The organism is Corallococcus sp. CA053C, from assembly GCF_003611675.1.
Classification (GTDB): Bacteria; Myxococcota; Myxococcia; order Myxococcales; family Myxococcaceae; genus Corallococcus.
Window position 1 is genome coordinate 1 of the sequence record NZ_RAWA01000034.1, and the last position, 25,084, is coordinate 25,084.

The window sequence follows — 25,084 nt, forward strand, 5'->3', positions numbered from 1 at the left end:
CCTCCGAGAGCCGGCGGTTGACGCGGCGGGTGAACAGCGCGCCCAGCGCCAGCAGCACCCCGAGGGCGGCCGCGACGGACATGAGCACCGTACGCCGCAGCTGCCGCACCGGGGCCAGCGCCTGGGACTCGTCCACCGTCACGACGACGTCCATCCCCAGCGCGATGGGCACCCGGGCCACGCTCACCCGGCGCGCGGGGTTCGTCACGTGGAAGCTGCGCGCGGCCTCCGGGTCGCGGGGCGTCGAAGCGTGGGGCCCCGCCAGCAGCTCCGGCTCCAGCGCCTTCATGCGCCGCTCCGGCTGGGAGCTGGCGAGCACGCGCCCCTCGGCGTCCACCACGTCCAGCAGGGTCGGCCCCTCGCCCGCGCGCCGTCGCAGCAGCGCCTCCAGCTGGGTGAAGACGACCTCCGCGAGCGCGTACGGCGCGGCCTCTCCGTCCGCCAGCTTCACCCCCACGGCCAGGGCCGTCCGCCCGCTGCCCGTGTGCACGTACGCGCTGCCCAGCGCCGCCTGGCCCTTGCCACCGCCCCGGAGCGACTGCACCGGCAGCGCCTTCGCGAGCTGCACCAGCCGCTCCTCCTCGAAGCCCAGGTGGCCGTTGCGCGCCTCCGTGCGGTACACGGCCTGCCCCAGCTGGCGTCCCTCCGCGTCCACCCTCACCACCGCGCTGATGGTCGGAGACTGGCCGTACAGCAGCGCCAGTCCGCCGCGCACCTCGTCGGGCGTGGCGCGCTCCCAGTTGATGAGCTCCGCGGACCGGGCCAGGCCGTTGACGACCTCCATCAGGTTCGTGGCCACGGCCTCCGCGGTGGCGGACGCGAGCGCGCGCTGCTTGTCGTCGATGTGCGAGACGACCTCGGCCTCCGCGCGCGACAGCAGCAGGAAGCCCACGGCGGCCAGGGGCAGCACCGTCGCGGCGAGCATGAAGAGGATGAGCTGCTGGTAGAGCCTCATCCGCAGCGTCTCATCCGGTGATGGACCGGACCACGCGCTCCACGTCGCTGCGCAGGAAGACGGAGCCCGGGATGGCCTTGGCCTTCTTCTTCATGTCCGCGGCCCGGCGCGCCAGCTCCGCGTGGTCATGCGCCATGCCGTCCGTCATCACCGCCACCACGGACACGCTCATGATGGGGAAGTGCCGCTTCTCCCCGAAGCGGTCCTCCGCCTCGATGTGGCCGCGCTCCCGGTCCTGCCGGTCGTAGTAGAGCGGGATGATCCGGTCGAACGCTTCGATGGCCCGCTGGCACACCCGGTCCACCGACTCCGTGGAGGTGATGAAGACGAAGTCGTCCCCCGCCACGTGGCCGAGGAAGTCCCCGACGGCGCCCTCCTGCTGGAAGATCTCCCGCATCAGGTCGCCCGTCTGGCGCACCACGCCGTCCGCCTTCGCGAAGCCGTAGTAGTCGTTGTAGGCCTTGAGGTTGTCCAGGTCGAGGTAGCAGAACGCGAACGGCTGGCGCGCCGCGAGCCGCCGCTGCACCTCGCGCTCGATGGCGGTGGAGCCCGGCAGCTGCGTGGTGGGCGACGAGGACAGCTCCTGCTCCTTGCGCCGCAGCAGGCTCTCCACGCGCGCCCCCAGCTCCAGCGCGTCGAAGGGCTTGGTGATGTAGTCGTCGCCGCCCAGCTTCAGCGCGCGCACCTTGGAGGACGTCTCCGTGCGCGCGGAGATGAAGATGACGGAGATGTGGCCGCTGGCGCGCTCGGCCTTGATCTCCTCCAGGAACGCGAACCCGTCCCCGTCCGGCAGCGAGACCTCCAGCAGCACCGCGTCCGGGCGCCGCTCGCGCAACGAGCGCCGGCCCTCCTCCAGGCTGGCCGCGATGCCCACCTCGAAGCCCAGCCCCTCCAGCACCTCGCGGCAGATGGAGGCGATCTTCGCGTCGTCGTCCACCACCAGCACGCGCCCGTGCTGCGCGCCGGCCCGGCCCCGCGACAGCGAGTCGACCGTGGCCAGCAGCTTGTCTCCCGCCAGGGGACGCACGAGGAACGCGTCGGCGCCGGCGCGGAAGGCGCGCTGGCGCTCGTCGAACGCGGAGGTGAGCAAGAGCGGCGCGCGGCGCGTCTCCGGATCATTGCGGAGGATCTCCGCCAGCCGCAGGCCGTCCACGTCCGGCAGCCGCACCGACACGAGCAGCACGTCCGGGTGCATGTTGCGCGCGGCGCTGATGCCCTCTTCCGCGGAGGCCGCCAGCCGGACCCGGTAGCCCCGGGCGCCCAGCAGCGCCTTCATGATGTGGCCCACCTCGGGCTCGCCCTCGATGACGAGCACCTTGCCGCGAGACTCCGGGCGCACCGGCTGCGGCGCGGGCAGCGTGTCCACGCCCTCCTGCGACAGCACCTCCTGGTGCGGCTCGGTGGGGAGCACGGCGATGAAGCGCACGCCGTTGGGGGACGGCTCGCACCAGATGCGGCCGCCGTGGGCCTCCACGATGTTGCGGCAGATGGCCAGACCCAGGCCGGTGCCGCGCACGGTGCGGTTCGCCTGGGTGCGGGCCTGCTCGAAACGGTCGAAGATGCGCTCCAGGCTGTCCTCGGCGATGGGGTCGCCGCTGTTCCAGCAGGAGAGCACCACGTAGCCCGGCAGGCTGGACGTGGCGCGCAGCTCCACGCGCACCTCGCCGCCCTCGGGGGTGAACTTCACCGCGTTGTTGAGCAGGTTGTTGAGCACCTGGTTCACGCGGTTGGGGTCCACCATGGCGCGCAGCGGGTGCTGCGGCAGCAGCGGCACCACGCGCACGCGCTTCTCCGCGAAGGCGGGGCCGTACTTCTCCACCACGCGCTGGACGAGCTCTTCCAGGTAGATGCGCTCGAAGCTCATCCGCAGCCGGCCCTGCGCGAACTTCGACAGGTCCAACAGGTCGTCGACGATGCCGTTGAGCTTCTCGGCGGAGTCCTTGGCGAGCGACAGGTACCGGTGCTGCCGCTCGTTGATGTCCCCGGCCATCCGGTTGAGCACCAGGTCCAGCGCCCCGGTGATGGACGTGAGCGGCGTGCGCAGCTCGTGGCTGACCATGGAGACGAACGCGTCCTTGCGCTCCTCCAGCCGCTTCTGGTCGGTGATGTCGCGCAGCACCACGCACACGCCGCGCAGGGTGCCGCGCGCGTCGTTCACCGGCGTCACGGTGGTCTGCACGGTGCGCTCGAAGAGCTTCACGTCCTCGCGCAGGACCTGGTGGCCGCTGTACTCCAGGTTGCGCACCAGCTGGAACGGCTGGAAGCCCAGGCGCTCCTCCAACAGCCGGCTGGTAGGCCCCTGCGCTTCCTCGCTCGCGTGCAGGATGCGGCGCGCGGCGGGGTTCATCACCACGATGTCGTTCTTCTCGTCGGTGAGCACCACGCCGTCCGCCATGGACGCGACCATGCGCTCCATGCGGTGGCGGGCCTCCTCCTCCGCCGAGCGCAGCGACTGGATGGCGTCCGCCGTCTGGTTGGCGAGCACGTCCAGCAGCAGCCCATCGTCCTCGGTGAACGCGTCCGCGCGGTGGGAGAACAGCGACAGCATGCCCACGGGCCGGCCGCCGGCGGTGAGGTTCACCGTGAGCTGGTTCGGGTAGACGACGGGCGACGCCGCGTCCTGGGTGGTGGTGCCGGTGACGCGGGTGATGACGCGGTCCTCGGGCAGGGACAGGCCGCTGCTCTTGCGGTACGCGCCGAGCATGGACTCCTTGACGCCCAGCAGGGCCTGCTCCCCCACGTTGCCGATGCACCGCAGCCGCAGCGTCGCGCCGCGCGAACCTTCCGGGGCAATCAGGGCGGCGCCGCAGTCGTACGGCAGCACGCGGGCCACGGCGGTGAGCACGCGGTCGATGATGGCGTCGTAGCTGGCGGGGTCGTTGGCGCTGGCGCGGCTGACTTCGTAGAGGACGAAGAGGGCCTCCACGCGCTGGTGGAGCTGGCGGATCAGCCGCTCCTTGTCCTTCTTGAGCTGCGCGTACTCCACCGCGTTCTTCACGGTGATGAGCAGGTCGTTCACGTCCCAGGGCTTGGTGACGTAGCGGTACACCTGCCCCTGGTTGATGGCCGCGATGATGTCCTGCGGGTCGGTGTAGGCGGTGAGCAGCAGCGTGGTGACGTCCAGGCCTTCGGCGCGGGCCGCGGTGACGAGTTCGATGCCCGTCATCTCCGGCATGCGCTGGTCCGTGACGAGGACGTCCACGGTCTCGGTGCGCAGGACTTCCAGGGCTGCCTTGCCGGTAGGCGCCGTGAGGACGCGGTAACGCCGCTGGAACATCCGGCTGAGGATGTCGAGGACGTCGGCCTCGTCATCAACGAAGAGCAGCGTGTGGCGGAGGTCGGACACGGCGGCCCAAGTGTACGCCGAGATCAACGCGCTCCCTCAAGAAGCGAGAAAGACAGGTCTCCGCCGGCACGCACGGTATGGGTGGGGGCACTGAACGGATTGACTCTACACGTATGTTCAGGAAGCATGGGGTACTGAAATTCTGTTGCCCGGTCCGTGGGAGCAGGCGGACAGGCGAGCGAAGGAGTGCGGCCATGGAAGAACTCACGGAGCGCCAGCGCGAGATCCTGACCTTCATCGTGAAGGAGACGGAGAACCGAGGCTTCCCCCCGACCATCCGGGAGATTGGGGAGCACATGGACATCCGCTCGACCAACGGGGTGAACGACCACCTGAAAGCCCTGGAGCGCAAGGGGTACCTGACACGGGGCGAGCAGCAGAGTCGCTCGCTGGTGCCGACCAAGCGGGCGCGGCTGTTGTTGGGGCTGGGGATGAAGAGCAAGGACTCCGGGATGGTGGAAATTCCCCTGCTCGGCCGTGTGGCGGCGGGTGCGCCGGCCTTGGCGCAGGAGAACATGGAGGACTCGGTCAAGATCGACAGCTTCCTCCTGGGCGGGGTGAACGGCCGTGAGGTGTTCGCGCTCCGGGTGAAGGGGCAGTCGATGATCGACGACGGCATCCACGACGGGGACTACCTCTTCGTGAAGAAGACGCCGTCGGCGCAGCCCGGGGAGATCGTCGTGGCGCTCATCGAGGACGAGGCCACGGTGAAGCGCTATTACCCGGAGACGGACCGCATCCGCTTCCAGCCGGCGAACGCGACGATGCAGCCCATCTACGTGAACCGCACCGACTTCCGCTCCACGATGATTCTGGGCCAGGTCGTGGGCGTGTACCGGAAGCTGCAGGGCGGCCGGACTTAAGTCCGTTGCCGTGACGCCGCCCGGGACGTGTGCCCGGGCGGGGCGTCAGACCGGGGTGAAGCGCACGCCCGTGGCGCGAAGGCGTTCAAGGGCGTGCTTGAGGTCCTCGGAGACGATGAGGGTTCCCGCCCAACCTTCCGGTCGGAAGACCTTGGCGCTCCCGACCTGCGTCGTGTCGATGTGCAGGTCATCCACGGCGTAGTACTTCCCAACCTTCTCAGGCACGCCGTCATCGGCGGTCCAGAACTGGACCTGAGACCTCTGCTCGTCGATGCAGCGGATGCGCTTCGTGGCCACCAGGACGAGGAATTGATCCGGTTGGCCCTCGATGTCCGCGGGGATGAGCTGGACATCTTCGGGGGCAAGCTCCGCGAAGAGCTTCGCGACACGAACGTGGACGACCGGCACGAGGAGCGCGGTCTGGGTGAAGTCGAGCGCCTGTCCCGGATGTTCAACCGGGATTCTCAACCGTCCTTCGACCTGGACCGACTGCCCCCGATTGAAGAGACGCGGATCCTCCAGCTCATGGCCCTGCGCATCCACGGGGTCATCCAGGTGCCAGCGACCGGAGAGGGTGACGTCGTCGGACAGTTCGAAATACCGAGGATGCATCGCCGCAAACAGGCCCTCTCTAGGAATCACGGCCTATACCTCGACGAACCGCACTCCGGACGCAGGGATGCGCTCCAGAGCGGATTTGATGTCCTCGGAGACAATGAGGGCGATGGACCAGCCCCACGTCCGGAACACCTGTGCATCACCGACCTTCGCTGGATCGATGCGCATTCCGTCAACATCGCGGTATTGGCCCACCCTGTCTGGCCGACCATCTTGAGGCGTCCAATAGATCACCTCATCGGATGCAGCATCATCGATGCATCGAATGAGTCGTGTGGCGACGAGGATGGAGTGTGGCTTCGAATGTCCACGAATCTCCACGGAAACGAGCTGAATCTCCGGGTCCGCATGCGCAGAGAAGACCGCGGCGACACGGGAGCTGACAACGGGCGTGCTGAACCCAGCGAGAGAGAAGTCGAGGGGCAGTCCTGAATGCTCAACAGGGATGTAGAGGCGATGCGCTACCTGCACGGCCCGCCCCTCCCTGAACATCCACGGGTCATCCACCTCATGCCCGACTTCATCCTGAGGTATTCCCAGCTCCCACCGTCCTGGTACGAAGACGTCGTCGATGAGCCGGAAATAGCGTTGTGACATTCGTTGCGCTTTCTAGACCTGCGTGAAGCGCATGCCCGTGGCATGGATGCGCTCCAAAGCATGCTTGATGTCTTCAGAGACGATGAGCGCGAGGTCCCAGCCTGCCGTCCGGAATACCTTGGTGGCTCCGACTTTCGCAGGGTCGATGCGGAGATGATCCACCGAGTAGTACTGGCCCACCTTCTCCGGAAGCCCGTCCTCTTCACGCCAGAACTGGATCCTCGACGCCTGCTCATCGATGCAGAGGATGAGCTTTGTCGCGACGAGGATGACGTATTGCTCTGGCTTGCCTTCGATGTTGACGGGGATGAGCTGGACGTCCTCCGGTGCGAGTTCCGCGAAGACAGAAGCTACCCGGACGTGAACGACAGGAGTCAGGCCCACGCCTGCGGTCGAGAAGTCCCGTGACATTCCGGGCTCGTCGATGGGAACGGTCAGTCGGCCGGGGGCTGACAGTGAGCGACCCGCGCGAAACTGCCAGGGGTCTTCAACCTCCTGGCCTTGTTCGTCGTTGGGATCACCTAGGGACCAGGCCCCAGCCTGGACGTCTTCGGTCAGCCTGAAGTAGCGAAGAGGCATCGCGGGCCTGGGCTTTCAGCCGCCTCAAGTGATGAGGAGGCTCAGTTCTGTTCCGTGGCTGGATACTTCCCTCGCCAGCACTTCCAGGGCCCTGGTCAGGGCCACATGGCACTCTTCGACCGTCCGACAGTTCGCGGTGGAGTTGTTGAGTCGCTCCAGCACGAGCTCATGGTAGCGCTGGGGATGCGGCCCGCGATGCCCAGCGACCTCGACGATGTTTTCCGGGTCCTTCAACTCCATCCCCGCCTTTCGGAAGACCCGTTTTAAGTCAGGCTCGGTCAGGCATCACCACCCACCCAAAGCGACGTCAAAGTGAGGTACGAACCGACTCAATCAGCTCCGCCACTTCTCGTCTCTATAGCCGACACAATCTCGCGATAACTTGAGCTCCGATGAGACTCAACACTGCGAGCATTCATATCACGAAGAATGCCTGCAATTCTCGCCATAGCCACACGAACCCTTCGATAGAAGCTAATCTCCTCCTGAATCCACCCAAGATCGGTCGACTCAACCTCCTTCAATTTCAAATCAAGCTCCCGGATCTTTTCCTCCCAATACTTAACATAATCAATGACGCCCACAGGACTGAATACCCCGGCATCGGGCAACAAAACGGGGAAAATCCGCCCTCTAAAATCCTCCGAAGACGCCAATTCCGTCAACTCAAACATACAGCTCGGCGACTCAAGGTACTTCTTCCCAACAACCACAACAACATATCTTCCACGCCCAAGCCTTCGCATGAACTCACGAATCGAATCCCGATAACCCACCTCATTTTTGTCTCGCAGGAGTTTAATATTTTTCCCTAGAAACGCCCGTTCAAGACCGTCAACAACCTCCTCACTCTCCCCACCCCAGGCATACGAAACAAAGACCTCTCGCAAGACCACATCAGACATGACTCCCCCAACGCTCGAAACCCTTGGAGCCATCGCGGCCCCGGAAACCCGCTCAACAATTTCCTCAACCCCACCCTGACGCCCAGGCAAAGTCTCCTCAATCAAAGACCGGGCATCAACAAGCTCATAACTCAACTGACATTGAATACCGCGACCATCTCGGGCAAACCTGCGCAATACGTCAAAAACATACATCTCAGGCGAAACAGATCGAGCGCAGATTGAACATCGACAAGGAACGAGAGTTTTACATCGGAGCTTGCGAAAGCCACCATGAATACGCAAAATCTCGTTATCAACAATCGCCATCAGCTCGCGGGGATATGCCCCGAAAACCCTGACTGAAATTTGGCGGCGCGCATACTCTTCGACAATCTCACAGCGAACACCATCTCGCTCGAGAACAACGCCACTCCGCCAAACCAACGATTGATCCGCTATCAACTGATGCAAACCCACGATCAATCGAGTAACGATGCCCTTGGGCATAAACTCATACTCATACTTAACGACCACCCCCCCTGCGGGTCGAGACTCGGGGCTCGGAGCCGCAGACCCAAGCAATTGCGGCGCAATATACGTACCTCCCCCCTCCAATCGATAGCACAGCCGGAAACGCATCATCAACTGAAGCAACTCGTGATGAACAGGCGCGTACTCTGGTTCCGACCAAATACGGCCAAGATCTCCTGACGAGAAGCGCCCTTTCCGAGAAAGCACCACAGAATCATCAAGAACCCTATAGACCGCATCCGTCCCCCACTTAGGCTTCAGAATAACAATGCCTTTGAGAACTGGATCATCCTGAAAGTGCACACAAATGCCAAGATCGTGAAGATACCCACCAAGCTGGATCTTATCCTCATGGCGAGTAAATCCATGGCCTTCACAGATTCGCAGGTATTCATCGAGCGAGATGTAGTTCCGAGTGTCGCGCTCTAGAGCCTCACGAACGCGCCGCCATGTCGTCGGCAGTGCTTCTCCAATATGAGGAAGCCCTTCCAAATGATGTCGGACAGTCCGAACAACATCCTCAAGGCCACGATTTCCATTCAGATTCGCAGCCATTACTTCACGCAAACCTGGAAACCTACCTCTAACGCCAGCCTCATCCATGTCGCGCCGACGATCTTGCTTCTCGTTCATCACCACAATAATTGGACTGCCCTCACTCAACAACTCAACAACACTCAACCAATAATAGAAATCCGTATCTTCTTTTCTGCTGTCTGAGACCAGAACATACACAGAACGACGCGTAAGGAAAAACTGGTGCGTCGAATGATAAATCTCCTGGCCACCAAAGTCCCATATATTGACATGAAAATCCCGAACAAAAGGCACAGGCGAAGCCCCACTCCTTGGGCGAATGCTCGCAGGGAAACTCCACCTCAAAACATCAATCCCCTCCGTAGATTTTTCCTCAGGGCGAAGCTCATATTCTGGTTTTAAGATTTTATTCGCGAGGGAGGTTTTTCCAGCTCCAGGCTCGCCCACAATAATCAACTTGGCTTCACACAGATAGTCCGTCCCAACCTCTGCTCTCTGACGCCAGTAGTTCTTTATTGCACCAACGCCCTGAGCAACAACCTCCTCTGGAGGAGTCTGAATCGGCTGACCGGAAACATTCAACTCGCTCAAATCTGCAAGACTTAGAATGTCCGCCCCCACTTCACGAATGCGCCCCCGCCTGCGCTTGGCCCCAACAATGGGGACATGCCCATAGATCCATGAAATCGAACGTTCTTCGCCCGAAGAGGCAATGCTCAACGACTGAAGTTGCTTCAACTCAAACAAAACAGCTGGCATCCTCTTGAACAGATTATTATTCAGATGAACCCACTTCAGATTCGAATTCTTTGCCATCGCCATCGGCAGATCCGAGATGAAGTTGTCATTTACTACAAAGCTTCTCAAGTTCGAGAGACGGCCAATTGCTCTCGGGATGTTTCGAATCTTATTGTATCCGACACCCAGAGTCTCAAGCTCGGAAAAATCGAATACCCAGTCTGGTATAAATCCGATCCCAGTATCGCTAACGGCTAAATCCCTAAGATTCTCTAAAGCTGCAAGCTCAGAAGGCAATGAATTGATTTGATTCCCAATCAAATCGAGCCGCTCCAGGCTTTTGAACTTTGACACAGCCGCAGGAACTTGAACCAGCCCTACATGAAATAGGCTAAGGTTCTTTATGTGCGGCTGATCACCAAGCAGAACATCTAGGGCCCTGTCGATTTCGGCAGGCAAGAAATCAATTCCACTTTCATCTTGACCGAAATCGACAATCTCCAGCCGAGGGAATGAACCGAGTTCATGGACTGCGTCCTTGAAATATGGACCCAATCGTATTCCCTTCACATGCTCTTTTTTAACTGTCTCGCGATTTTCTTGATAGGCACTCCAGTCCAAAACCAGCCCGGGCACAGAGTGTATTTTCCTGATTGGGTTTCGACGAATGTCAATGTGCTTCAATTTCTTGAGCTTTACAATTCGACTTGTCAGCTCTGAAATTCGATTCCCTTCTAACCGGAGTTCCTCCAGACACTCGGCTCGCTCAGCATCGAAGACCTCATCCGGTATCACCTCAATGTTTGACCAACTCAGGTCCAAATATTTCGAAAAAGACTTGAGCCTATTATCGACTCTGCGCTGCCTCACAGGCATTCCCTTTGTCATTATCATTCGCCTTCAATCGGTTTGAAACCAGCGCGAAACTCGCATCTATTTTTCGATAGACGGCTGGATTTTGTTCTACGGGCACTTCGCCACGCCACCGTCCGTGGCCGCCGCCACCACCCGGGCACACGCAGCCTGCACCGTGGCCGGATCCTTCAGCTCACGCGCCAGCCGCGCCGTGGCCAACTGCAACTCCACGTCCTTCGCATGCCCGGGCTCCGCGCCCAGGCTCGTAAGAATCCGCAGCGCGTCCGGCTTGCGCCCCAGCGTCGTCAGCAGGCCCGCGACCTCCTGCATCTCCCCCACGTCCGAGCCCGACACCGTGTCCAACGCCTTCTGCAGCTCCCCCTCCGCCGCCGCGCGGTTCTCGGCCGCCAGGTGCGCGCGCGCGATGGCCACGTGCACGGTGGCGCGGTCCTTCACGCGCAGGGACTCACCCCAGGCCGCCAGCGCCTCTTCACGCTTGCCGAGCTTGAGCTGGATCTCCCCCACCAGCTCCCACAGCGTCGGATCCTTGGGCGACTTCTTCGCGGCCTCCTGGTACGCCGTGGCCGCTTCCGTCAGGTGGCCCGCACGCACCTCCGCGTCCCCCAGCGTGGTCAGCATCTCCGGCGTGCGCAGGCCCTGCGTCGTCGCCTTGCGCAACAGCGCGAGCACGTCCTCCTGTCGCCCCTGCTTCGTCAGCACGTCCACCGCTCGCAGCGTCAGGTCGGCCTTCGACACGTCCGGCGCGACCTCCGCGGCCTGCATGAACTGGCGCACCGCTTCGTCGTGTTCGCCGCGCTCCTCCGCCAGCTCTCCCAGCTGCTCCAGCGCGTTGAAGTCGCGCGGATGCAGCGCCAGGGCCTTCTGGAGCGATTTCTGCGCCTCCTCCGGCTTGCCGAGCTGCGCCTGGATGAAACCCAGCCGGCTCCAGTTCGTGGAGCGCTTGGGGTCCAATCGCAGCGCGACCTCGAACTCCTTCGCTGCTTCCTCCAGCCGGCTCATGGAGAGCAGCACCTCACCCCTCGCGGCGGGCAGGCGCGGATCCGCCGGCATCAGGGCCTTCATCTCGTCGAAGGTCTTGAGCGCGGCGTCGAAGTTCCCCTGGAGGTACTCGGAGTTGCCCCGGATGTAGAGCCCCTCCGCCTGGTCCTTCGGATCCAACTTCGGCGTTTCGGTGCAGGCCCCCGAGGCCAGCAGGGCAAGGAGCGGCAGGGCACGCAGGCGCGAGGACATGGAGGGCTCCAGAAGCTCAGAAGTGGTACGCGATGCCAGCGTTGACATCGAGGTTGAGGCCGTCACCCGCGCCGTCATCGGCGAGGCCCAGCACCGCCTGCGCGATGTTCGTTCCCAGCTCCAGCTGGAAGCCGACGTGGCCCACCAGCAGGTACTCCAGCCCGAGGAAGCCCACGACCGACGGCAACGGGCCCGTGTTCTGGAAGATGCCGTAGTCGCCGAACGACAGCTGCACGCCCAGGCCAAAGCCCCAGTAGGGCCGCAGCGAAGAGTCCAGCCTGTGGTAGTGCCGCGCGCCCAGGATGCTGGGCAGCACGTTGAGCTTGCCGTCGCCGCCGCTGTCGCTGCTGGTGCGCACCAGCGTGAAGCCCACCTGGAGGAAGCCCTGCCATTCCGGGTGGAACCAGTAGCCCAATTCCAGGTCCAGGCCCGGGTTCAACGAGGACAGCTTGTCGATGAAGCTGTTGTTGAACCGCAACCCCAACGTCAGGCCCCCTCCCGGCGAGGAGGACGACGACGCCCCGCCCAGCAGCGGACGCGCCGTGACGGACTCCCCCTTCGACGACAGCGCGGCGATCAGCTCGTCGGCGACGGCATCGGCGGTGCGCAGCAGCTCATCCTCGCCGGAAGCCTCCGCGCGCGGCTTGGCGAGGCTGCGCCCCTGGCGCGTGTCCACGAGGCTCGCGGTGAGCAGGTACTGGCCCCCGAAGCGGTCCAACCGACCCGTGAGGATGTATTGGGCGCCGGTGAGCGAGGACAGTTCCTGCAGGCAGTCCCCCTTCTCGCACCTGGAGTCACCCAGGAGCTGCCGCTGTCGCTCGGCATCGAGCATCGTCTGGATGTCGCGCTGGGACAGCACGCGCAGCAGCGGGGACTCCGCGAGGCGGCTCGCGATGAGCGAGGTGATGCCCGGCGCGGCCTCCTTCCCCGCCGCGTTGGCCTCCAGCGGCATCACCGCCACGGACGACGGCGCGGGCTTCGCTTCGGCGGACGCGGCCGGAGACTCCGGCGCGACAGGGCTGACGGGCGCCCCCTCCTTGCTCGCATCGGGAGCAGGGACCGGCGGGGCCTCCGCCTGGGATGCGGAAGGCGGGGGGACTTCCGCGGACGGAGCCTCGGTCGGGGAAGCCACCGGTGCCGGAGTCGTCGCGTCCTGCGCGAGAGCAGGCGCGGCCAGCGACATGAGACACGAGAGGAGGAACCAGGGAGAGCGCGACACGCGCGACACTCTACCCTCCTCCCGGCCCACGCCCAGACCCTCCCTGGCGCGGGCCCGGGGACTCCGCCGACCCAGGCCCGCCTCCCTGCTCGCTCAGGCCTGCTGGTTCAGCTTCGCCGTGACGGAACGCGCCGCGGCACGGGGGCTGAACCGGAGGGAGAAGGCAGACAGCCAGTTGAGGGCGCCGTGAATGGAGAGCACCTGCCCCTTCATCATCGCCGCATAGGCATGCGCGGCCACGTCCGGGGCCTTCGCCACGCCCGGGCGCTTGAACAGCCGCGTCTCCGCGTTGCCCGCGCGCGCGGTGAACTCCGTCTGCGTGGCCCCCGGGCAGTGACACGTCACGGTCACGCCCGAGTCCTTCAGCTCGAACGCGAGCGCCTCCGAGAGCGACAGCACGAACGCCTTCGTCGCGTAGTACGTCGCCATGTAGGGCCCCGGCAGGAAGCCCGCCGTGGACGCGATGTTGAGGACGCGCCCCTGCTTCCGCTCGCGCATGGGCTGCACGAACAGGTGTGTCAGCTTCAGGAGCGCGGTGCAGTTGACCTCCACCATCTCCACCTCGCGCGCCAGGGCCTGTTCGACGAACGGCCCGGAGGAACCGAACCCCGCGTTGTTCACGAGGAAATCCACCGCGATCCCCTTCGCCTGCACCTGCGCGAAGAGTCGCTCGGGCGCGGCCGGGTCACCCAGGTCCGCCGGCATCACGTGCGCCTTCACGCCATGCGCCTGCTCCAGCCGCGAGGCCAGCGCCTCCAGCTTCGCCACGTTGCGCGCCACGAGGATGACGTCGTGCCCGTCCTTTGTGAACAGCTCCGCGAACTGCTCCCCGAGTCCCGCCGACGCGCCGGTGATGAGCGCCACTTTTCGCGACATGGTGAACCCTCCAGGCAGCGGTATAGCAAACCCACGTCCCCACGCCCCGCCGTGAACGAAGCGGTTGCACGGGAGCAGCCGGGGCCATATCGGGAAGGTCACCCCACCCGACCCGGAGTCGCGACATGGCGCAGCCCGCCACCCTCGATGCGCTGTGGATGCACGGACGCACGGACGACGTGGCGCTCGGCGCCCCCGGAAGGCCGGGGCTGACGTACGGCGCGCTGCGGGAGCTCATCGCGCGGACCCGCGCCAGCCTGCACGCCTGGGGACTGGGCACGGGGGACCGCATCGCGCTGGTGCTGCCCAATGGACCGGAGATGGCCGCCGCGTTCCTCGCCGTCGCGAGCACCACCACCACCGCGCCGCTCAATCCCGCGTACCGCGCGGACGAGTTCGCCTTCTACCTGGACGACCTCCAGGCCCGTGCCCTCGTCGTGCTCGAAGGCCAGGAGGGTCCGGCGCGCGAGGTCGCACGCGAGCGGAACATCCCCCTCATCGAATTGAGCCCTTCCACCGACGGGCCCGCTGGCCTCTTCACCCTCAAGTCCGACCTGCCTCGGATGAACCCGCCGCGTCGCGCGGAGGAGGCCACCGGAGGTGACGTGGCGCTGGTGCTGCACACGTCGGGCACGACGGCGCGGCCGAAGCTCGTCCCGCTGACGCACGCGAATCTCACCGCCTCCGCGCGACACATCGGCGCGCACCTGGCGCTGGGGCCTTCGGACACGTGCCTCAACATCATGCCGCTGTTCCACATCCACGGGCTCGTGGCCGCGGTGCTGGCCAGCCTGGGCGCCGGAGGCCGCGTGATGTGCACGCCGGGCTTCAACGCGCTGCGCTTCTTCTCCTGGTTCGAGGAGGTGCGCCCCACCTGGTACACGGCTGTCCCCACCATGCATCAGGCATTGGTGGAGCGCGCCCGCCGCAACGCGGAACGCCTGACGGGCCACCGCCTGCGCTTCATCCGCTCCTCGTCCGCGTCACTGCCGCCGCAGGTGATGGAGGAGGTGGAGCGCGTCTTCGGCGTGCCCGTCATCGAGAGCTACGGCATGACCGAGGCCTCGCACCAGATGGCCTCCAACCCGCTCCCCCCACGTCCCCGGTACGCGGGCGCGGTGGGGCTCGCGGCCGGGCCCGAGGTCGCCATCATGGACGAGGTCGGGACGTTGCTGCCTCCCGGTGCACTGGGAGAGGTCGTCATCCGGGGACCCAACGTCATGTCCGGCTACGTGAACAACCCCGAAGCCAACACGCGCGCCTTCACCCACGGGTGGTTCCGCACGGGCGACCAGGGCACGCTCGACGCGGCCGGCTACCTGCGACTCACCGGCAGGCTCAAGGAGCTGATCAATCGCGGCGGGGAGAAGGTGAGCCCGCTGGAGGTGGACACCGTGCTGTTGGATCATCCCGCCGTGCAGCAGGCCGTCACGTTCGCCCTGCCCCACCCGAAGCTCGGCGAGGACGTGGCCGCCGCCGTCGTGCTGCGCGAAGGCATGGGCGCCACCGAGCGCGAGCTGCGCGACTTCGTGTCTTCGCGCGTGGCCGACTTCAAGGTGCCCCGCCGCATCGTCCTCCTCACCGAGCTGCCCAAGGGGCCCACCGGCAAGGTGCAGCGCATCGGGCTCGCGGAGCGACTGGGGCTCACGTCATGAGGATCGCCATCTTCGGCGCGGGCGCCATCGGCGGCTTCCTCGGCGTCAAGCTGCTCCAGGCCGGCGCGGACGTCACCTTCATCGCGCGAGGGGCGCACCTGGACGCGATGCGAGCGAACGGTGTCACCCTCACGAGCGGCGGCGAGACGGTCACCGTGCGGCCGCATTGCACCGACTCACCCGACGACGCGGGGCCGCAGGACTACGTATTCCTCACGCTGAAGGCGCACGCCCTGCCCGCCGCTGCGCCGCAGATCGCACGGCTGCTGGGCCCGGAGACGGCGCTCGTCACCGGCATCAACGGCGTGCCCTACTGGTACTTCCACGGGCTCGAAGGGCCCCATGCGGGCCGCCACATCGAGAGCGTGGATCCCGGCGGCCTGCTCCTGCGCACCCTGCCTCCGGAGCGCGTCATCGCCACGGTGGTGTACCCGGCCGCGGAGGTCGTCTCGCCCGGTGTCATCGTCCACACGTACAACGACCGGGTGACGTTGGGCGAACCGGACGGCAGCAAGAGCCCGCGCGTCCTCGCCCTCTCGCAGCTCATGATGAAGGCGGGCCTCAAGTCGCCGGTGCGCCCGCGCATCCGCGATGAAATCTGGGTGAAGCTCTGGGGCAACCTCGCCTTCAACCCGCTGTCCGTGCTCACCGGCGCGACGTTGGACGTCCTCTCCCGCCAGCCGGACCTGCGCGCCGTGGCCCGCGCGATGATGGTGGAGGCGCAGGCCGTGGCAGAAGCGCTGGGCACCCGCTTCCTCATCGACGTGGATCAACGCATCCGGGGCGCCGCCGAAGTGGGCGCGCACAAGACGTCCATGCTCCAGGATCTGGAGCGCGGTCGCCCGATGGAGATCGACGCGCTGCTGGGGGCCGTCGTGGAGTTGGGCCAGCTCGTCGGCAAGCCCATGCCCACCGCCGAGAGCATCCTGGCCCTGGTGCGCGAGCGCGCCCGCCACGCCGGAGGCTACCCGCCCCGGGCGACGCCGGAAGCGCCTTAAGCCGGCGGCATCACGCCCAGGTACTCGAGCGGATCCACCGGCTTGCCGTCCACGCGCACCTCGAAGTGCACGTGCGGTCCGGACGTGCGGCCGGACTCGCCCACCGTGGCGATGACCTGCTCGCGGCGCACCTTCTGCCCCGTGCGCACGCGCAGGTCCCGGTTGTGCGCGTACAGCGTGATCAGCGTGGACGAGTGCTCCACGATGACGATGAGGCCGTAGCCCTTCTGCTCACCGGCGTAGAGGACCGTGCCTTCCTGCGCCGTCTTGATGGGCGTGCCCGCGGGCGCCGCCAGGTCGATGCCGTCGTGCGGCTCGCGCCCCTTCTTGCCGAAGCGGCCATACAGCACGCCGCGCAGCGGCCAGTCGAGCAGCCCCTGCGTCGCGAGCTTCGGACGCGACGGCGTGCCCGGACGCCCCGACACCACGCGCGCGCGGGGCGGCTCCTCGCGGCGCCCCACCACCGGCACCGAGCGGCGCGGCGTGGACACCGGCGCCTGCCCCGGCTTCGTGAGCACGAGCTCCGGCTCCTCGTCGGACAGCGGCCCCGGGTCTCCGTACTGCGGCCGTTCACCGCCCGGAATCAACAGCTCCACGCCCACCGACAGCTCGCGCGGATCCTTGATGCCATTGGCCGCGCCCAGCTCCTCCACCGTGATGCCGTACGTCTTGGCGATGCGATACATCGTCTCGCCCGCGGCCACGCGGTGGCGCACGGCGACGAGCTCCGGCTCCTCGTGCGTGGGCCGCAGCTCGAACGACAGCGGCTTGCCCTCACCCTTCGACTCGGGCAGGGCGCCCGCGGCCTCCAGCCCGGAGGAGGACGTCGCCCGGGTGCTCGCGCAGCCGCCCATCAGCACGGCCGCGAGCAACACCCAGAGCGCCCTCCCCGCTCGGCTGGAGCCTCGCGTCTCCAACCTCAGGCACCGCCCGACTCGTGCCGGGTGAAGCCCTTGAGGCTCCAACCCGACAGCTCGGGGATGCGACCGTGGTCGGTCATCTCGAAGTGCAACGGGGTCACCGACACGCGCTTGTTGTCGAGCACCGCGTTGCAGTCACTGCCCGGGATGTCCTGGTGCGCGTACTCGGTGCCGCCAATCCAGTAGTACTTGCGGCCGCGCGGGTCTTCCTTCTCCACGACGTTGTTGCCGTAGGAGTGCCGCCCCTGCGTGGTGATGACGTAGCCGTCCGGCTCCACGCCCCCGGGGATGTTCACGTTGAGGAGCATCCGGGGCGGCAGGGGCCGCGTCAGCGCCTCCGCCACCAGCGAGCGCGCGAAGCGGCCCGCCGGCTTGAAGTCGAACGGCCCCCGCGACACCAGGCTGAACGCGATGGCGGGGATGCCCAGGAAGGCGGCCTCCATGGCCGCCGCCACCGTCCCGGAGTACATGACGTCGTCCGCGAGGTTCGCGCCGTGATTGATGCCGGAGACCATGAGCTGGGGACGATTGTCCTTCAGCAAGTGGTTCACCGCCAGATACGAGCAATCCGTGGGGGTACCGTCGACGGAGAACCACCGCTCACGCACCTCCTTGATGCGCAGCGGCCGGTGGAGGCTGATGGAGTGGGAGGCGGCGCTCTGCTCGCGGTCGGGCGCCACCACCCACACCTCGCCCAGGGGGCTGACCGCCTCCACGAGCGTCTGCAGCCCTTCGGAGAAGTAGCCGTCGTCGTTGGAGACGAGGATGCGGGGGCGAGGGGTGCTCACGGTCACTTCTTCTTGAACGTGCGGAAGGCGGACATGCCCGCGTAACGCGCGCCCGCGCCGAGCTCTTCCTCGATGCGCAAGAGCTGGTTGTACTTGGCCACGCGGTCCGAGCGCGACGCGGAGCCCGTCTTGATCTGCCCGCAGTCCAGGCCCACCGCGAGGTCCGCGATGGTGGTGTCCTCGGACTCGCCGGAGCGGTGGCTCATGACGGACGAGTAGCCGGCCTTGTGCGCCATGCGCACGGCGTCGAACGTCTCCGTCAGCGTTCCAATCTGGTTCACCTTCACCAGGATGGAGTTCGCCGTGCCCGTCTGGATGCCCTTGCCCAGCCGCTCCACGTTGGTGACGAAGAGGTCGTCGCCCACCAGCTGCAGCTGGTTGCCCAGCGCGTCGGTGAGCTTCTTCCAGCCCTCCCAGTCATCCTCCGCCATGCCGTCCTCGATGGAGATGATGGGGTAGCGCTCCGCGAGGCCGCGGTAGTACTCCAGCAGGCCCTGCGAGTCGTACTCCTTGCCCTCGCCCTTGAGCTTGTACTTCTTGGAGCCCTTGTCGAAGAACTCGCTCGCGGCCACGTCCAGCGCCAGGAACAGCTGCTCGCCCGCCTTGAAGCCCGCGGCGCTGATGGCCTCCATGATGAGCTTGAGCGCCTCCTCGTTGGCCGGCAGGTCCGGCGCGTAGCCGCCCTCGTCGCCCACGCCCGTGGCCAGCTTGCGGCCCTTCAGGATCTTCTTGAGCGCGTGGAACACCTCCGCGCCCCAGCGCAGGCCCTCGGCGAAGGTCTTCGCGCCGGCGGGCACCACCATGAACTCCTGCACGTCCACGCGCGTGTCCGCGTGCGCGCCGCCGTTGAGGATGTTCATCAGCGGCACGGGCAGCGTGCGCGCCTGGAGGCCGCCCACGTAGCGGTACAGCGGCAGGCCGTGCGCGTCCGCCGCAGCGCGCGCGGCGGCCATGGAGACGGCGAGGATGGAGTTGGCGCCCAGCTTCGCCTTGGTGGGCGTGCCGTCCAGTTCCACCATGCGCGCGTCCAGGGCCACCTGATCCACGGCGTCCATGCCCACGAGCGCGGGACCAATCGTGTCGCGCACGTGGTCCACCGCCTTGAGCACGCCCTTGCCCAGGTAGCGCTGCTTGTCCCCGTCCCGCAGTTCGTGCGCTTCATGCTCGCCGGTGGAGGCGCCGGAGGGCACCGTCGCGCGGCCTCGCGAACCGCCCACGAGGAGGACTTCGGCCTCCACGGTCGGGTTGCCACGGGAATCGAGCACTTCACGCGCCAGGATTTGAGCGATCTCGGTCATAGGGCGGCGGTTCTACGAGGCACGGCCGGAACGGGCAAGCCTGCTCGCATCCGGGTTTGCTACAGTGTCCAACCGTCGAATGCCTCCTCCTCCCCGACGCCGCGCCACGGGCCCGGACCCGCTCCCCGGCCAGCGCGCCCGAGGGGCCCTGCTGGGCCTCGCGGCCGGCAACGCCCTCGCCGTGCCCACGGCCGGACGCCCCTTCTACGCCCCGGCCTTCCCCCAGCTCGCCGTGGGCCCCTACGACACCATCGTCGGAGGAGGCCCGCACGGCCTGCGCAAGGGCCAGGTGACGGAGCCCACCCAGCTCGCCGTGGCGCTGACGCTCAGCCTGCGCGACCTGAAGCGCTACGACGCCGGGGACGCGCTGCGCCGCTACCGGGCCTGGCAGTCCCACGCCTTCGCCGTCAGCGACCCCATGAAGGAGGTCTTCGAGGAGTGCGAAGCGGGCTTCGCGACCGCCGTGAAGGAGGCCGGCAAGCGCGTCTGGCAGAAGGGCTTCCGTCGCGTGGCGAACGCGGGCGCCCTGCCGCGCGCGGTGCCCCTGGCCGTCCTGCTGGCGAAGGACCCCTTCGCGCTGGCCCAGGCGACGATGGAGGACACCGCCCTCACCCACTTCGACCCCCGCAGCCAGTTGGCCAGCGCGGGGCTGTGCGCCGCCATCGCCAAGGCCATCACCGGCGGGCCCAACCTCAAGGCCGCCGACCTGCTGCCCGCCGCGGAGGTCGGTATCTCCCTGGCCGGCGCCGCCCTCGCGCGGCTGGAGAAGGACTTCGTCCAGGAGATCACCCGCGCCTCCGCCCTCCTGCGCGAGGACCTGGCCCTGGCCGCGCAGGACGACCCGCAGCTCTACGGTCCGGAGCTGCACATGCACCGCCCGGGCAACAACGCGGTGCGCGCGGCCTTCCGGCTGGCGTTCTGGGAGCTGCTCCACGTGGGCACGCTGGAGGGCGGCCTCCTGGACGTCGTCCACCGGGGCGGCGACACGGAGGTCCACGGCGCCGTCACCGGGGCGCTCCTGGGCGCCTTCCACGGCGAGGGCGCCCTTCCAGAAGAGTGGCGCGAGAAGGTGCTGCTCGCCCTCCAGCCGGCCAACCCCCTGCAAAAAGGGACGGTGATGTGGGAAGTCTACCACCCCCGTCACCTGTTGTTGCTGGCGCCGGGCTAGGAAGGCGGGCGGTGGGGAGCCCGCAAGTGCGAAGCCCGCGGGAGGCCGTCCGGTGAGGGACAGCCCGACCGCGGGCCTCTGGAGTCACCGTGGCCGTGGGGCCACGGACGTGTGGGTCATCAGACGCAGAGCAGGTCGATGACGACGACGCCTCGCGACGGCTTTTCGTCCTCCATGTCCGTCCGCCGGTGGGGACGGTCATCGGGAACGGGCAGTGGAAGCTCCACCACCGGCCGCTCGTAATCCTCGCGGCGAAGCCGCTCGCGGCGCTTGATCTCTTCGATGATGAACGCGTCGAGCATGGGTTCGGTTTCTCCCTCAGCCTACGTACCCCGATGTACGCCCGCCGTCCCGCCCCCTTACCACTTCCACTTCCCTTTGATGCAAATTAAGAACCCCCGTTTCTTCGTGGGGGCGTCGCAGCCGTTCCGACTGGCTGCTCGTCCACCTCCCGACATCCCGGCCAGAGCAACCGTGGCACGGATGTCATGGGGACAGTCCGGACGTTCAAAAACCGCCTGATCCTAATGCGCTCGCGCCGCACCGCAACTCAACCCGTCTCAGGTGCTTCCCCGCCCCCCGCGCCGCACGCTTCCAGCCGAAAAGCGCCCGCCTGCCCACCTGCTCCTTGCACGACGAAGGCCGTGCGCCAGAACAGACAAGCAGGCGGATTTTGACGCGGACCGTCAGGACGACGGGACTTCAGGGGGCTTCGGCGCGGCGCTTGAACGCCTCCAGCATCTTCGGGAGCTGGTTGTCCACCAGTCCGTTGACGATGGCCTTGGGGACCAGCATGCCCAGGGCCATCTCCACGTTGTAGGTCGCGCGCGTCTTGCCCTCGCCCTCGGGCTCCAGGGTCCAGCTGCCCTTGTTGTCCTTCATGACCTCGCCGTTCACGAAGGTCCAGGACATGCGCTTGGGGCGCTCCTCGGTGACCTGGATGGTGTAGCGGATGGTCTTCACCACATCGACCTCGTAGTGGACCTGGACGGTGTTGCCCTGCCGGTTCGAGGTGGAGACCTTCTTCACCTCCGACAGGAACTCCGCGTAGCGGTCGTAGGTGGTGATGACGTCGAAGACCTTCTCGATCGGGGCATTGATGATGATGGTGCGCGTGGCGCCGGCCATGACGGTGTCTCCGGGTGAGGGTGCAGGCTACAGCGCGTAGCCGGGCTTCTTGTCGAACTTGTGCACGGACTGGATGAAGCGGACGGTGCCCGTCTTGCTGCGCATGACGACGGAGTGCGTCTCGCAGCCGCCGCCGAAGAAGCGCACGCCCTTGAGGAAGTCGCCGGTGGTGACGCCCGTGGCGGCGAACATCACCTCGCCCCGGGCCAGGTCCTCGGCGGAGTAGATCTTGTGGATGTCGGTGACGCCCATCTTCTTGGCGCGCTCAATCTCCTCGGCGTTGCGCGGCACGAGCCGGCCCTGCATGTCCCCGCCGGTGGCGCGGATGGCCGCCGCGGCGATGACGCCCTCGGGCGCGCCGCCAATGCCCATCAGCACGTCCACGCCGGTGCCCTCGAAGCAGGTGGCGATGGCGCCCGCCACGTCCCCGTCCTCGATGAGGCGGATGCGTGCGCCCGCGGCGCGGACCTCCTTGATGAGGTCGGCGTGGCGCTCACGGTCGAGCGTCATCACGGTGAGGTCCTCCACGTAGACCTTCATGCGCTCGGCGATGGCGCGCAGGTTCTCCGTGGGGGACTTGGTGAGGTCGATGGCGCCCTTCGCGCGAGGCCCCACGGCGATCTTCTCCATGTACGTGTCGGGCGCGTTGAGCAGGCCGCCATGGCTGGACATGGCCACGACGGAGATGGACCCCGGGCGTCCGTAGGCACAGAGGTTGGTGCCCTCCAGGGGGTCCAGGGCAATGTCCACCGCGGGGGCGCCAGGGTCGCGACGGCCCACGCGTTCACCGATGTAGAGCATGGGCGCCTCGTCGCGCTCGCCCTCGCCGATGACGACGGTGCCGTCGATGTTCAGCGCGTCGAAGGCGCGGCGCATCGCGTCCACGGCGGCCTGATCCGACTCGTTCGTGTTGCCGCGGCCCATGAGCCGGGCGGAGGCGATGGCCGCCATCTCGGTGACGCGCACGACCTCCATTGCCAGGTTGCGATCCATTGTGGGGTGCTCCTCGTTCGGGAATTCGGGGAAGAAAGGGTCAGACGTCCAGGGCCTTCAGTCGGGCGATGGCTTCGGGCATGCGCTGGGGCTTGCCGTCGCGCCCCACGCAGGCGTGCATCGTGCGGCCGGTGCACAGGAGCGTGGGGGAGGGGCCGTCGCGGAGCAACTCGTAGGTGAACACGAGTGACGCACGGCGCAACTCGCTGAGCGTGGTGCGGATGACGAGCAGGTCGTCGTAGCGCGCGGAGGCCTTGTAGCGGGCGCTCGCCTCCACCACGGGCAGGAGGAGGCCGGTGCTCTCCAGCTCGCGGTAGCTGCCGCCGTGGCCCCGGAAGAACTCGCTGCGGGCGAACTCGAAGTAGCGGAAGTAGTTCGCGTAGTAGACGACCCCCATCTGATCCGTGTCGCCGTAGATGACGCGCAGCCGTGCCTCGACCATTGGGCCGCCCATATCAGGGCGGAGTGAAGGGTCCAAGCGGCGCAAGGCGCATGTTGATTGCTTCTGACCATCCGGCCGGAGAGGCTGCCCGCCATGTCGCGTGTCCTCGCCGCCCTCCTCGTCCTCATCGCCCTGCCCGCTTCGGCCCGGGCCCCGAAGCTCACGTTGCTCATCAGCGTGGACGCGCTGGGCAGCGACCTGCTCCTGCGCAGCCGCCCGCGTCTCACGGGCGGTCTGGGGCAGCTACTCAACACGGGGGCCTACTACCCCTACGCCCGGTATGCCTACGCGGAGGCGCGTACCGCACCGGGTCATGCCACGCTGGCCACCGGCGCGAACCCCTGGCGCCACGGCATCGTGGACAACGACGTCCATGATCGCGCCACGGGCCAGAGCCAGCAGGTCTACGTGGACCCGACGCATCAGGTGCTGGACGGCGTCACGGTCCCCACGGCGGACACCAGCCCGGCGAACCTGATGGCGGAGACGCTGGCGGACCGGCTGCGCGGATCCACGCAAGGCCGGGGCAAGGTGGTGGCGCTGTCGTTCAAGGCGCGCGCGGCCATTCCGCTGGCCGGGAAGCTGGGCCAGGCGTGGTGGTTCGACGAGGCGACGGGGAAGCTGGTGACGAGCACCTGGTACGCGAAGGCGGTGCCCGCGTGGATGCAGGCGTTCAACGCGCGCAAGCTGGCGGACGCGGGGTTCGGCAAGACGTGGGAGCTGCTGCGCCCGCGCGCGGAGTACGTGGGCCAGGACGACCCTGCCACGGAGCCGCCGGACCCGTACGGGATGGGCCGGGTGTTTCCGCACGCACTGAGCGGCGGGGCCAAGGAGCCGGGGCCCGCGTCGTACCGGGTCTTCGCGGTGTCGCCCCGGTCGCATGACCTGCTGGTGCAGGCGGCGAAGGCGGCGCTGGAGGGCGAGGGCCTGGGCCGGGACGACGTGCCGGACATGCTCGCGGTGAGCTTCAGCGGCACGGACGCGGTGTTCCACGCGTTCGGGCCGTCGTCATGGGAGATGCAGGACACGCTGTTGCGGTTGGATCAGGCGCTGGGGGAGCTGATCGCCGCGGCCGAGCGCGCGGCGGGGGGCAAGGCGAACCTGGTCATCGCGTTGTCGGCGGACCATGGGGGCGCGGAGATTCCGGAGGCCTGGGTCGAGGCGGGGCTGCCCGGGGCGCGCCTCAACCCGGTGGAGGCGGCGAAGGGGCTGGCCCAGGAGCTGAGAGCGAAGTTCGGCGTCGAGGTGACGGTGAAGCTGCTGGAGCTGGACGTGTACCTGGGCGGCAAGGCGCTGGAGTCAGGCCAGGTGGACGGCGCGGTGGTGCGCAGAGCGGCGGCGGCGTGGCTCGCGAAGCAGCCCTTCACGGTGACGGCGGTGGCGAGGGACGATCTGGACTCGGCGCCGGACATCGGGGGGTTGGTGGCGCCCATGCGGCGCGGCTACTACCCGGTGCGCAGCGGGGATGTGCTCTTCATGGCGAAGCCGTTCCACGTCGTGAGTGACTATCCGCGCGGAACGAATCACGGCACGCCGTACTCCTACGACGTGCAGGTGCCGGTGGTGTTCGCGGGCCGGGGCGTGAAGCCGGGCCTGTACCTCCAGGAGATTGATCCGGTGGACGTGGCGCCCACGCTGTCAGCCCTGCTGGAGATGGGGATGCCCGCGTCGGCGGAAGGCAAGCCTCGCGCGGAGGCCCTCACCGGCGCGCGGTGAGGGCCCAAAGAAGTGGAATTGTCTCAGCCTTGGTCAGTGCTGCCACACCAGTGTTCCGAAAAAACTTCAACCGGCCCCACTTCGCCAGTGACGGCACTGACCGTGACACGTGCGATCACAATCGCA

At 66.8% G+C, this 25,084-nt stretch carries 22 protein-coding genes; 5 read left to right on the forward strand and 17 right to left on the reverse strand.

Annotated elements, in window-relative coordinates:
• Window positions 1–955, reverse strand: a 955-nt coding sequence (locus D7V97_RS07000; RefSeq protein ID WP_199728728.1) for a cache domain-containing protein, incomplete at its 3' end; no start/stop codon positions are given.
• 10 nt (window positions 956–965) lie between these two features.
• Window positions 966–4,301 (reverse strand): response regulator, encoded by a 3,336-nt coding sequence (locus D7V97_RS07005; RefSeq protein ID WP_120609839.1) that lies wholly within the window; start codon window positions 4,299–4,301, stop codon window positions 966–968.
• A 194-nt stretch (window positions 4,302–4,495) separates the two neighbouring features.
• On the opposite strand from D7V97_RS07005, the gene lexA reads away from it, so the two are divergent.
• Window positions 4,496–5,164, forward strand: coding sequence for a transcriptional repressor LexA (lexA, locus tag D7V97_RS07010; protein WP_120609820.1), 669 nt, complete (start codon window positions 4,496–4,498; stop codon window positions 5,162–5,164).
• A 45-nt stretch (window positions 5,165–5,209) separates the two neighbouring features.
• Here lexA and D7V97_RS07015 read toward each other — a convergent pair whose 3' ends face one another.
• The 8 genes from D7V97_RS07015 to D7V97_RS07055 all read right to left on the reverse strand — a co-directional run bounded on the left by D7V97_RS07015 (window position 5,210) and on the right by D7V97_RS07055 (window position 13,852).
• A complete protein-coding gene (locus tag D7V97_RS07015) occupies window positions 5,210–5,776 on the reverse strand; it encodes a DUF1629 domain-containing protein (protein WP_120609840.1) in 567 nt (188 codons plus the stop codon).
• A 33-nt stretch (window positions 5,777–5,809) separates the two neighbouring features.
• Window positions 5,810–6,379, reverse strand: coding sequence for a DUF1629 domain-containing protein (locus D7V97_RS07020; RefSeq protein ID WP_120609821.1), 570 nt, complete (start codon window positions 6,377–6,379; stop codon window positions 5,810–5,812).
• A gap of 12 nt (window positions 6,380–6,391) precedes the next feature.
• Complete coding sequence (locus D7V97_RS07025) at window positions 6,392–6,958, reverse strand: DUF1629 domain-containing protein (RefSeq protein ID WP_120609822.1); 567 nt, start codon at window positions 6,956–6,958, stop codon at window positions 6,392–6,394.
• A gap of 24 nt (window positions 6,959–6,982) precedes the next feature.
• Window positions 6,983–7,240 (reverse strand): AHH domain-containing protein, encoded by a 258-nt coding sequence (locus tag D7V97_RS07030; RefSeq protein WP_255424754.1) that lies wholly within the window; start codon window positions 7,238–7,240, stop codon window positions 6,983–6,985.
• Window positions 7,241–7,287: 47 nt separating this feature from the next.
• Window positions 7,288–10,539, reverse strand: coding sequence for a COR domain-containing protein (locus D7V97_RS44030; protein ID WP_158623299.1), 3,252 nt, complete (start codon window positions 10,537–10,539; stop codon window positions 7,288–7,290).
• A 75-nt stretch (window positions 10,540–10,614) separates the two neighbouring features.
• Window positions 10,615–11,757, reverse strand: a complete 1,143-nt coding sequence (locus D7V97_RS07045) for a lipopolysaccharide assembly protein LapB (protein ID WP_120609824.1) — start codon at window positions 11,755–11,757, stop codon at window positions 10,615–10,617.
• A 16-nt stretch (window positions 11,758–11,773) separates the two neighbouring features.
• Window positions 11,774–12,976, reverse strand: coding sequence for a hypothetical protein (locus D7V97_RS07050; protein ID WP_233582553.1), 1,203 nt, complete (start codon window positions 12,974–12,976; stop codon window positions 11,774–11,776).
• A 93-nt stretch (window positions 12,977–13,069) separates the two neighbouring features.
• Window positions 13,070–13,852 (reverse strand): SDR family oxidoreductase, encoded by a 783-nt coding sequence (locus D7V97_RS07055; RefSeq protein WP_120609825.1) that lies wholly within the window; start codon window positions 13,850–13,852, stop codon window positions 13,070–13,072.
• A gap of 125 nt (window positions 13,853–13,977) precedes the next feature.
• Between D7V97_RS07055 and D7V97_RS07060 the strand changes: the two genes are divergently transcribed.
• Entirely contained in the window at window positions 13,978–15,507 is a 1,530-nt protein-coding gene (locus D7V97_RS07060) for an acyl--CoA ligase (RefSeq protein WP_120609826.1), read from the forward strand.
• Complete coding sequence (locus tag D7V97_RS07065; protein WP_120609827.1) at window positions 15,504–16,505, forward strand: 2-dehydropantoate 2-reductase; 1,002 nt, start codon at window positions 15,504–15,506, stop codon at window positions 16,503–16,505. Before D7V97_RS07060 ends, D7V97_RS07065 begins: the two co-directional genes overlap by 4 nt.
• Here D7V97_RS07065 and D7V97_RS07070 read toward each other — a convergent pair.
• The 3 genes from D7V97_RS07070 to eno are packed head-to-tail and all read right to left on the reverse strand — an operon-like array spanning window position 16,502 to window position 19,511.
• Window positions 16,502–17,380: a peptidoglycan DD-metalloendopeptidase family protein gene (locus tag D7V97_RS07070; protein ID WP_233582554.1), complete on the reverse strand. Its 879-nt coding sequence runs from the start codon at window positions 17,378–17,380 to the stop codon at window positions 16,502–16,504. The genes D7V97_RS07065 and D7V97_RS07070 overlap by 4 nt on opposite strands.
• A gap of 44 nt (window positions 17,381–17,424) precedes the next feature.
• On the reverse strand, window positions 17,425–18,213 hold the full coding sequence (gene surE / locus D7V97_RS07075; protein WP_120609844.1) for a 5'/3'-nucleotidase SurE: 789 nt from the start codon (window positions 18,211–18,213) through the stop codon (window positions 17,425–17,427).
• Between the two features lie 2 nt (window positions 18,214–18,215).
• Window positions 18,216–19,511 carry a phosphopyruvate hydratase gene (eno, locus tag D7V97_RS07080; protein ID WP_120609828.1) on the reverse strand — a complete coding sequence of 432 codons (1,296 nt, stop codon included), beginning with the start codon at window positions 19,509–19,511 and terminating at the stop codon, window positions 18,216–18,218.
• Between the two features lie 79 nt (window positions 19,512–19,590).
• Between eno and D7V97_RS07085 the strand changes: the two genes are divergently transcribed.
• Window positions 19,591–20,679 carry an ADP-ribosylglycohydrolase family protein gene (locus D7V97_RS07085; protein WP_120609829.1) on the forward strand — a complete coding sequence of 363 codons (1,089 nt, stop codon included), beginning with the start codon at window positions 19,591–19,593 and terminating at the stop codon, window positions 20,677–20,679.
• A gap of 119 nt (window positions 20,680–20,798) precedes the next feature.
• Here the strand turns inward: D7V97_RS07085 and D7V97_RS07090 are convergent, their stop codons facing one another.
• From D7V97_RS07090 to D7V97_RS07105, 4 genes are all read right to left on the reverse strand, one after another.
• Window positions 20,799–20,981, reverse strand: a complete 183-nt coding sequence (locus tag D7V97_RS07090; protein WP_120609830.1) for a hypothetical protein — start codon at window positions 20,979–20,981, stop codon at window positions 20,799–20,801.
• A gap of 400 nt (window positions 20,982–21,381) precedes the next feature.
• Window positions 21,382–21,807 (reverse strand): type II toxin-antitoxin system RatA family toxin, encoded by a 426-nt coding sequence (locus D7V97_RS07095; protein WP_120609831.1) that lies wholly within the window; start codon window positions 21,805–21,807, stop codon window positions 21,382–21,384.
• 27 nt (window positions 21,808–21,834) lie between these two features.
• Window positions 21,835–22,800, reverse strand: a complete 966-nt coding sequence (glpX, locus tag D7V97_RS07100; protein WP_120609832.1) for a class II fructose-bisphosphatase — start codon at window positions 22,798–22,800, stop codon at window positions 21,835–21,837.
• A 40-nt stretch (window positions 22,801–22,840) separates the two neighbouring features.
• Window positions 22,841–23,242 (reverse strand): thioesterase family protein, encoded by a 402-nt coding sequence (locus tag D7V97_RS07105; RefSeq protein WP_120609833.1) that lies wholly within the window; start codon window positions 23,240–23,242, stop codon window positions 22,841–22,843.
• Between the two features lie 93 nt (window positions 23,243–23,335).
• Between D7V97_RS07105 and D7V97_RS07110 the strand changes: the two genes are divergently transcribed.
• The gene (locus D7V97_RS07110) at window positions 23,336–24,958 is read left to right on the forward strand and encodes an alkaline phosphatase family protein (protein WP_199728729.1); all 1,623 of its coding nucleotides are present in this window, start codon (window positions 23,336–23,338) and stop codon (window positions 24,956–24,958) included.
• The last annotated feature ends 126 nt before the right edge of the window (window positions 24,959–25,084 follow it).

Coding starts and splice junctions, on each gene's coding strand:
- lexA (WP_120609820.1), top strand. CDS start 4,496: ATGGAAGAACTCACGGAGCGCCAGCGCGAGATCCTGACCTTCATCGTG.
- D7V97_RS07015 (WP_120609840.1), bottom strand. CDS start 5,776: ATGCATCCTCGGTATTTCGAACTGTCCGACGACGTCACCCTCTCCGGT.
- D7V97_RS07020 (WP_120609821.1), bottom strand. CDS start 6,379: ATGTCACAACGCTATTTCCGGCTCATCGACGACGTCTTCGTACCAGGA.
- D7V97_RS07025 (WP_120609822.1), bottom strand. CDS start 6,958: ATGCCTCTTCGCTACTTCAGGCTGACCGAAGACGTCCAGGCTGGGGCC.
- D7V97_RS44030 (WP_158623299.1), bottom strand. CDS start 10,539: ATGACAAAGGGAATGCCTGTGAGGCAGCGCAGAGTCGATAATAGGCTC.
- D7V97_RS07045 (WP_120609824.1), bottom strand. CDS start 11,757: ATGTCCTCGCGCCTGCGTGCCCTGCCGCTCCTTGCCCTGCTGGCCTCG.
- D7V97_RS07055 (WP_120609825.1), bottom strand. CDS start 13,852: ATGTCGCGAAAAGTGGCGCTCATCACCGGCGCGTCGGCGGGACTCGGG.
- D7V97_RS07060 (WP_120609826.1), top strand. CDS start 13,978: ATGGCGCAGCCCGCCACCCTCGATGCGCTGTGGATGCACGGACGCACG.
- D7V97_RS07065 (WP_120609827.1), top strand. CDS start 15,504: ATGAGGATCGCCATCTTCGGCGCGGGCGCCATCGGCGGCTTCCTCGGC.
- eno (WP_120609828.1), bottom strand. CDS start 19,511: ATGACCGAGATCGCTCAAATCCTGGCGCGTGAAGTGCTCGATTCCCGT.
- D7V97_RS07085 (WP_120609829.1), top strand. CDS start 19,591: ATGCCTCCTCCTCCCCGACGCCGCGCCACGGGCCCGGACCCGCTCCCC.
- D7V97_RS07090 (WP_120609830.1), bottom strand. CDS start 20,981: ATGCTCGACGCGTTCATCATCGAAGAGATCAAGCGCCGCGAGCGGCTT.
- D7V97_RS07095 (WP_120609831.1), bottom strand. CDS start 21,807: ATGGCCGGCGCCACGCGCACCATCATCATCAATGCCCCGATCGAGAAG.
- glpX (WP_120609832.1), bottom strand. CDS start 22,800: ATGGATCGCAACCTGGCAATGGAGGTCGTGCGCGTCACCGAGATGGCG.
- D7V97_RS07105 (WP_120609833.1), bottom strand. CDS start 23,242: ATGGTCGAGGCACGGCTGCGCGTCATCTACGGCGACACGGATCAGATG.
- D7V97_RS07110 (WP_199728729.1), top strand. CDS start 23,336: ATGTCGCGTGTCCTCGCCGCCCTCCTCGTCCTCATCGCCCTGCCCGCT.